Source organism: Ancylobacter oerskovii, from assembly GCF_018390555.1.
Taxonomy (GTDB): domain Bacteria; phylum Pseudomonadota; class Alphaproteobacteria; order Rhizobiales; family Xanthobacteraceae; genus Ancylobacter; species Ancylobacter oerskovii.
In genome coordinates this window covers 1-7,081 of the sequence record NZ_JAHBGB010000011.1, presented here as the reverse complement: position 1 = coordinate 7,081, position 7,081 = coordinate 1, and the positions used below count along the sequence as shown (strand labels likewise).

Below are 7,081 nucleotides of genomic sequence, written 5' to 3'. Positions count from 1 at the left end.
CGAGTTCATCGCGGCCCATGCAGCACCGTGAGACTTGTCTGGGCTTGTGGGGGCTACAACAACGACCTCTATGCCATCCCAAACCATCCTGACGTACCAGGTTGCCACGCCCTCTGCGGACGCCTTAGTCGATGCCTTCCAGCAGGTAGTCGAGCTGCGCCTGCGTGATCGTCATCATGCGGTCAGCCGACGAGGGCCATAGGAAGCGGCCGCGCTCCAGCCATTTTGAGAACAGGCTCGCATGCTGACGGTCGTCCCAAAAATCATCCCGCTTGCGCCGGAACACGAACAGGCGCCCCTTCGGATCGTGCCGCAAAATCTCCTGGATCTCGAGCACCAGACCCGTGAGGGCCTTATAATCGATGTGACCCGTCGCCAGCCGCTCCAGCGCCCCGCGGAACCACCCCTTCCAACTGCCTGTGCTCTGTCTTCAGGCTGGGTATCGGCGACACCTTTCGTCACAATCGGTAGAAGCCCGATCTCTGCCGCCGGCGACACGGCACGTGTGTCCTTACACCAGTGAACCATTCGGCGCATGTAAACTCCGCCCTCGCCGCAAGCGTACGGATAGCTTACGAGTACGAGTGGCGTATCGGCGGCGATGAAACCCACGCGGACGTGAACGATCTCAGCTCTAGGTTGATTCATAGGGATCTGTGAACGCTTCAGGCAAGTTGCGAGCGTATTTGCCTCGCCCGCAACTCAAGAATCTATTTAAATTAATTTACGACTGATTCGTGCATCAAACCCTCAATGTAGACAGCCTGTCTGGATCTGTCTACATCCGGCGGGATCATGCCAAATTGCTTTTGGTAATATTGCGTCATAAGCGCTTTCTTTGTGCTGTCTATTACCTCAAATGTCACTGTACGTGGCCCACGTCGCGCGCGACGTCGCCAGACTTTATTCGCAAACGGGAATGATCGAAGTAAAAACGCAAATTTTCCGACTGAAACACCGCGAAAATTAGTGTCTATGACAATGGGATCATATCCACTTTCTTCAATAAGAAGGGTACCTGCAGATTTTGTAGTGACATAACTCATTTCAACAAGTTCGGCTGGAAGGTCTACGGTGACGCGTTCCCCAAGGGCGAGGCGGCGGGTTTGGAGTGTGAGTAAAGAATTCTTAAATTCAGTTGATTGTCCGATCTGAAGCGTCGTCCCAGATAGCACCTGTACTCCCTCCAAGCTCCACGGAACAATTGGAGAAGGAAGAGTTCTTGAGGGGCGGTTATTGATCATGTAATAAGATAATTGAGTTGCTAAATGATCTCCAATCACCGTTGTTACCTCTGGGAGTTTATAATGAACTCCATCTAGATAAAAATCACTAAACGCGTTGAAATCTCCACCGCTAAGAGTTTTCAAAAATAGATCAATATCTATTTCATCGATTCCATAATGTGTAGATATATTGCTTATTCCGGCCTTTATCCGATCCTGCCTCCTGTAAAAAATCGGATCCCGACGTCCAAGAATCACTGAAAGAATGTGGGCGTCGGGGCGGTGTGATATAATAAGGCGGATAAGTCCCTCATACGCACCCCGCCATAGATCAAAATCTCGACCACGGCTTAACTTATAATCATTTATAGTATACTCTATGATAAAAATATCATAATCTGATAAATCGCATCGAGATGCGCAGAGGTGAAGTCCGTGCACGCATGATGCTGCACCGATAGCGATATTGGTGTAGGTTATCGTTCGTTCGGAAAGATATTCTGCCTTTTCAAACATGCTTCGTAAATATCCAGACTTCATTACAGTGTTTGATCCACCGATAACGAGTGCTTTCATAAACAAAATCCCAATTTAATTAAAAATGCCCGATCGGAAGAAGTTACTGATAGAAACATAATCATGACATCTCCCTGACCTCCGCGAGTTGATCTGCGATATTTATCAATTCGCTTCTCGTCAAGCTCGCTATCTCGCGAGGGTAGGTTATTTGCGCCCGCTCCGAGCGTCGATCATGTCTGCGCCAACGCTATGGTGATCCACTGCAGAATCGCCGATGGTGTCGATGTTCCTTTCTCAGCGAGCGGTAACTATCATAGCCGTGCGTTTTCGTGACCCGTTCAGCATTATCAACCATCATTGGACAGGGCACCGATCACAGCCTATGTGATGTGAGCCGTATAGCCAATGTCTGGCAATCCCTATTGGCCTGCTGCCGGTTCTGTGGACACGAGGTTAGGCTAATTTAGCTCGTTCCTCGAACTCGATCGGGCTTAGATAGCCCAGTGTCGAGTGCCTGCGCCGGCAATTGCAGAAGCGCTCGATGTACTGGGTGGCCAGCGCGATGATGTCGGCGGTCAGGGCCGCCTCGTCGGCTCGCCCCATTGGCATCTTGCGCTGCCGATGTTGCCCCAGAACCCGGCATGCCAGCCGCTCCGACACGCCGAGTTTGCTCACGACGTGTTCGACACAGCGCCGCTGCCGGGCGGGGCTCAGAAGTTTCCCGAGGCGGCTTCCTTCAGGATTGGCCTCTCCAGCGTCAGGTCCGAGACCGCCTTGCGCAGCCGCTCGTTCTCCTTCTCGAGATCCCTCAACCGCTTCACCTGATCGCTCTTCAGCCCGCCGAATTCCTTGCGCCAGCGATAATAGGTGAACGTCGTCACCCCGATTGTCCGGATCGCTTCGGCTACCGGCCGTCCCTGCGATACCCAAACGTCGACCTAACGGAGCTTCGCGACAATCTCTTCAGGTTTATGCTTCTTCTGCGCCATGGCGCCATCCTCCAAAGGCCCGAAAGCCTACTTCACGGAGGGCCACTTTCCAGGGGGCAGGCCACTTGGCCACTTCCCTGCGCAGCCGGTCAATCTCAAGCTGCTCGGGCTTCATCTGACCCTGCCCGGGAAAGGCATGCTGAGGATCCGCCTTCGCCTCGCGCACCCATTTACCCAGCACGTTCTCGTGGACATCCAGGTCGCGGGCAGCCTGCGCAACGGCAACGCCTCGATCCTTCACCAATCTCACAGCCTCAAGCGTGAACTCGCGGCTGAACCTCCGTCGTTGCATTCCCGCTCTCCAGTCCCGTTGAACACCTTATCTCGGTGTCCACGAAACCGGCAGCAGGCCAAATGCATCGGCCAGATGCGTGCACTCGCCACCTGCTACGATCGCGGCCTTGACGACTTCCTCGCAGCCCTCAAGCTCGTTGCTGCATGTATTTGGATCAATACGTTATGAGGCCGCGATCGAGCAGGGCCTTCCGTGTCCGGGCAATGATTGCACGGCTTGAAGGTGTTTAAGTCGCATCGTGCCGTTGAACGGGGCGCCGAAGCGTTGCCCACTCTCAATGTCGCCGCGGAGTTCGGATCACGGCAGCACGCGCGTAGGAAAGGATCAATGTGATCGAAGCGAGCCGCGTCAGACGCTTGGGTTTTTCAGTTGGTCCGACTGCCCGCAGCTCTAGGACCGCCTGGCGACAGCATATATGTCACTGAGATCAGAATCTAATATCGGCCTTGTGGCGTCGAGCTTCAGGAAAAGCAAGCTAATCGCCTCTCAATTCTGCCTTTCTCGATATTCACCTCATGGCTGAGCCCATCGCGGCTTGACCCAAAGTCAGGTTAGGTTAGTTTCCGTATGGTGAACGGGATCGATGAAACCTTATGTCAGTTACTTTTGTCGGACTGACCCGCTTCAGCGTGGTTACGCAAGATTCTCTGCGTTGGTTCGCCTCGACGCGAGAGTTGAGCGTGGAAGATGCCAAGCGTGTTATCTTCAATCGTGATCGGTTGAGACGACGACTGGAACTATTCCGTCGTTATGCGTTGCCGACGTACATCGAGTTGACGAAGAGGCCATGTTCTTATGGAGTCGTTGTCATCAATAGTGACCTTCCATCATTTTATAAGTCGCGCCTTTATGAATTAACGAAACCATATCAAAACATTAAGGTGATTAGCGTCCGTAGGGGGCAAAGTTTCAAATCGGCTGTGCGGACGGTGTCAATCGAGCTTGCCGATGGAGGCCGCTTATTTTCCTATCGCTTGGATGATGATGACGCTCTGCCACCTAGTTTCGTGGCTACTGTAAGTACCCACTCAAGCCAACTCCCCGATGGAACGGCAATCTCGCCGATCAATGGCTGGACCGTCTCTCCGGCACCCGATGATGTGATCCAGCTTCAGAAATGCAGGCTACCATATCTTGCTCTGGGACTAGGGGTGCTCTCATCATCTGCCGAATATCTATCAGCATTCCAGCTCGGAAACCATATGACGATTCACAAACGCTTCCCAGTACATTGTATTTCGTCCGAGCGGCCGCTATGGCTGCGCACAAAACACGAAACCAACGATAGCGTGAAGCGTAGGCCTGGATCGCCACTGCAAAGCATGACAACGCCAGAAGCATGCTTGAAATTAAGAAGAGATTTTCCGTTTATAAATTGCGCCTCATTGCGCGTTCTTCGTTATAGTATGTTAGCATAACCTTGGAGAATAGGGCATACGTCGCTGGTTAAATTTAAATTTATTTGTGTCGAAATGTGCCAGATAGAAATGTCGGCAATTTTTTATTGTCATTGTAGAGATATTGACAAAAATACGACAATGCTTTTATCATAAAATAGAAAATGAATGGTCCTATTATTAAATTTGTGCGGGGTAATTTATGGTTGAAATCGGTAATCCCAAGCGACCGGACGATCCTGACAATATTCCAGTGCGGGTCATTAACTGGCTGCCGCAAATTGGAATTGTCGGCAATTCGATCGCGCTAACGCTAACGACGGATAGGGGTGGGTTCACCTCTGAGGGAAAGCATCAGGTCTATATGGTCGTCGCTGCACGGCTGCGAATGGACCGTGAAATGGCTCGCATTCTGCGCGATGCGCTCACCACGCATATCGACCTCCTAACTCCACCGCCCAACAAGGGAAACTGACAATCCTCTCTGCCGGGCGACAAACCGCTTGAGCAGTAGCGGGGCGGAGCCACGTTGAACTCGGCACAGGAGGGGATGTCGACATCTTGTCCGGATAGCGAGCCTCAAGTTGGTCACTATGGGGCGATCGGGGGGCCTCGGCAAATGGCTCCCCGATCTAAGGTCCTTTAAACTTTCTTTTGTTTTGGTCGTAAGGTATTTAATTCTTTTCTGGCTTTGAAGTCGCGAAGCTTTGCTTCTGATAGGCGTGCTCTCAACTCGGCAAAATTCACCTCATTTCCAAGTTTTTTAATCGCTTGTTCTTCCTCCGTTAGCGGGGTTTTCTCATTAATTTTTTGCCTGAGTGCCATAAATATTTATCCTCGATTATGATGTTGGCGATACAATTTGTCATTATCTAGCATGGCCAGACGGTTGTCGTCCTTCCGGTAAAGTCCGGGAATGGATGAAGCCATCCATAGGCGAGTTATACTAACCGAGGCGCACCTGGATTTGATGATTATTTTCCAATCAATGGAGAGGGAACAATGAGCAGGGAGGGGCGGAGTTGCTCCTGTGATCGCCATGTCAGGTCTCCTCTGCCCGCAGTACCTACAGTCGAAAATTGACGTCGGTTCCTTTTCTCAGTGCGTACACAGAATGATATGTCGTATCGCTGCTCGGCTGAGTTGGGAGTCGTCCGAGCAACAGGGCGGAACGGAGTAATCGGCAGCGACACGGCTATCACGTAGTTTCATATATTCGTAGTGGTTGCGCGAATTGTGCCGATCATGTCTTCATCAGGCTGCAGGAGCCGGCCGGGTTTAGGCGTGACAACAGCAACCATGATCCGCTGGCTGATGCCCGGCCGGGCCATGCCACGCACTTCGCAAGCGGTGCACATTCTGAACCGCTCTTCGGCTTGGATAGTGGTGTTGGCGTCGATTTCGACGCGGCCTCCGTCGTGCGCGGGCGGCAGCAAAAGGCCCGGGCGCCGGACCCAATCGGCTGGCGTCTAACGACCGAGCGCGACGTCCGGGCGCACACAGATCTGTGCCTGACGATAAAGCGCCAGATGATTGGCGTATCTCGAGACCAGCACTTGGGTGACCGTCGCCTAGGTGGGGATTCCGCCCTCGCTCGGCCTGGTCGGGCCAGCGCCTGCATCATGACGTCCTGGTAGGGGGGCGGCGTATTTCGATTGCAACCGTCGTTCTCAGGCCACGTCGCTGAAGATGGGCTGTGTCGGATAGGCCTAGGGCAGGAGGTCATCGATGCGGCTGTTGGGATGGCCGTTGACGGTCATGGTGATGACGTCTGCCAGATAGGCGTGCGAATCGACGCCCTTGAGCCTGCAGGTCTCGATAAGGGAGGCGATGCCGGCCCAGTGCCCGGCACCGCCGTCAGAACCGGCGAAGAGGGCATTCTTCCTCGTCATCGCCAGCGGGCGGATCGAGCGCTCGACGATGTTATTGTTGATCTCGACGCGGCCGTCGCCCAGAAAGGGGCTGGCCCATCCCAGCGCGAGAGCGCATAGCGGATCGCCTCGGCGAGTTTGGTCTTCTGGCTGATCAGGGCAAGCTTCTCGCGCAGCCACGGCTCCATGGCCTCGAGGATCGGCCTGCTCTTTTCCTGCCGTGCGGCTCGGCGTTCATCTGGGGCACGGCCACGGATTTCAGCCTCGACGCGATAGAGATCGGCGATGCGCTGAAAGGCCTCGCTGGCGACCGGCGCGGGGCCGGTCTGGGCGAGCTCATAGAAGCGTCGCCACACATGGGCCGAGCAGAACGTCAGGCTCACCGTGTTGCGCTCGGCGAGCACCTTGTAGCCCCGTAGTCATCGACCTGCAGGATGCCGGTGAAGCCGGCGAGATGGGCAATGGGCCGCTCGGCCTTGCGATCGAGCACATAGGCATAGACGACACCGGGTGGATCGCGCCCCCCCAGGGCCGGTCATCGCGAGAATAGGCGAAGACTTGCCCTGTCTTGGTCCGGCCCCGGCTCTGATCGAGCACCGGCGCCGTCGTCCCGTCGGCGAACAGCCTGGGCGAGCTCTTCAGCACCGCCAGCATCCGCTCGTGCACTGCGCGCAGCAGGAAGGCCGCGCGCCCAACCCAGTCGGCCAGCGTCGAGCAATCTGACGTGCTCCCCATTTTCCTGCCGGTCATAAGTTAGGCCCGGCTGGGTTTTGGTCCTCATGGG

General features: G+C 54.4%; 5 protein-coding genes and 3 pseudogenes. 2 read left to right on the top strand and 6 right to left on the bottom strand.

Annotation, left to right across the window (positions count from 1 at the left end):
* Nucleotides 1–124 precede the first annotated feature (124 nt).
* From tnpB to KHC19_RS07875, 4 genes and pseudogenes are all read right to left on the bottom strand, one after another.
* A complete protein-coding gene (gene tnpB / locus KHC19_RS07890; protein ID WP_281418552.1) occupies nucleotides 125–379 on the bottom strand; it encodes an IS66 family insertion sequence element accessory protein TnpB in 255 nt (84 codons plus the stop codon).
* A 340-nt stretch (nucleotides 380–719) separates the two neighbouring features.
* A complete protein-coding gene (locus KHC19_RS07885) occupies nucleotides 720–1,802 on the bottom strand; it encodes an SGNH/GDSL hydrolase family protein (protein WP_213351822.1) in 1,083 nt (360 codons plus the stop codon).
* A gap of 486 nt (nucleotides 1,803–2,288) precedes the next feature.
* Nucleotides 2,289–2,734: pseudogene (locus KHC19_RS07880) on the bottom strand (transposase); the annotation flags it as partial.
* 55 nt (nucleotides 2,735–2,789) lie between these two features.
* Nucleotides 2,790–3,026, bottom strand: a pseudogene (locus KHC19_RS07875) (transposase); the annotation flags it as partial.
* Between the two features lie 596 nt (nucleotides 3,027–3,622).
* Here KHC19_RS07875 and KHC19_RS07870 point away from each other — a divergent pair.
* Together KHC19_RS07870 and KHC19_RS07865 are read left to right on the top strand one after the other, a co-directional pair.
* Nucleotides 3,623–4,447: a glycosyltransferase gene (locus KHC19_RS07870; protein WP_213351821.1), complete on the top strand. Its 825-nt coding sequence runs from the start codon at nucleotides 3,623–3,625 to the stop codon at nucleotides 4,445–4,447.
* 181 nt (nucleotides 4,448–4,628) lie between these two features.
* On the top strand, nucleotides 4,629–4,901 hold the full coding sequence (locus KHC19_RS07865) for a hypothetical protein (RefSeq protein ID WP_213351820.1): 273 nt from the start codon (nucleotides 4,629–4,631) through the stop codon (nucleotides 4,899–4,901).
* Between the two features lie 167 nt (nucleotides 4,902–5,068).
* Here KHC19_RS07865 and KHC19_RS07860 read toward each other — a convergent pair whose 3' ends face one another.
* Nucleotides 5,069–5,251, bottom strand: coding sequence for a hypothetical protein (locus KHC19_RS07860; RefSeq protein ID WP_213351819.1), 183 nt, complete (start codon nucleotides 5,249–5,251; stop codon nucleotides 5,069–5,071).
* An 884-nt stretch (nucleotides 5,252–6,135) separates the two neighbouring features.
* A pseudogene (tnpC, locus tag KHC19_RS07855) lies at nucleotides 6,136–7,035 on the bottom strand (IS66 family transposase); the annotation flags it as partial.
* Nucleotides 7,036–7,081: the final 46 nt, after the last annotated feature.

Coding starts and splice junctions, on each gene's coding strand:
- KHC19_RS07885 (WP_213351822.1), bottom strand. CDS start 1,802: ATGAAAGCACTCGTTATCGGTGGATCAAACACTGTAATGAAGTCTGGA.
- KHC19_RS07870 (WP_213351821.1), top strand. CDS start 3,623: ATGTCAGTTACTTTTGTCGGACTGACCCGCTTCAGCGTGGTTACGCAA.
- KHC19_RS07865 (WP_213351820.1), top strand. CDS start 4,629: ATGGTTGAAATCGGTAATCCCAAGCGACCGGACGATCCTGACAATATT.
- KHC19_RS07860 (WP_213351819.1), bottom strand. CDS start 5,251: ATGGCACTCAGGCAAAAAATTAATGAGAAAACCCCGCTAACGGAGGAA.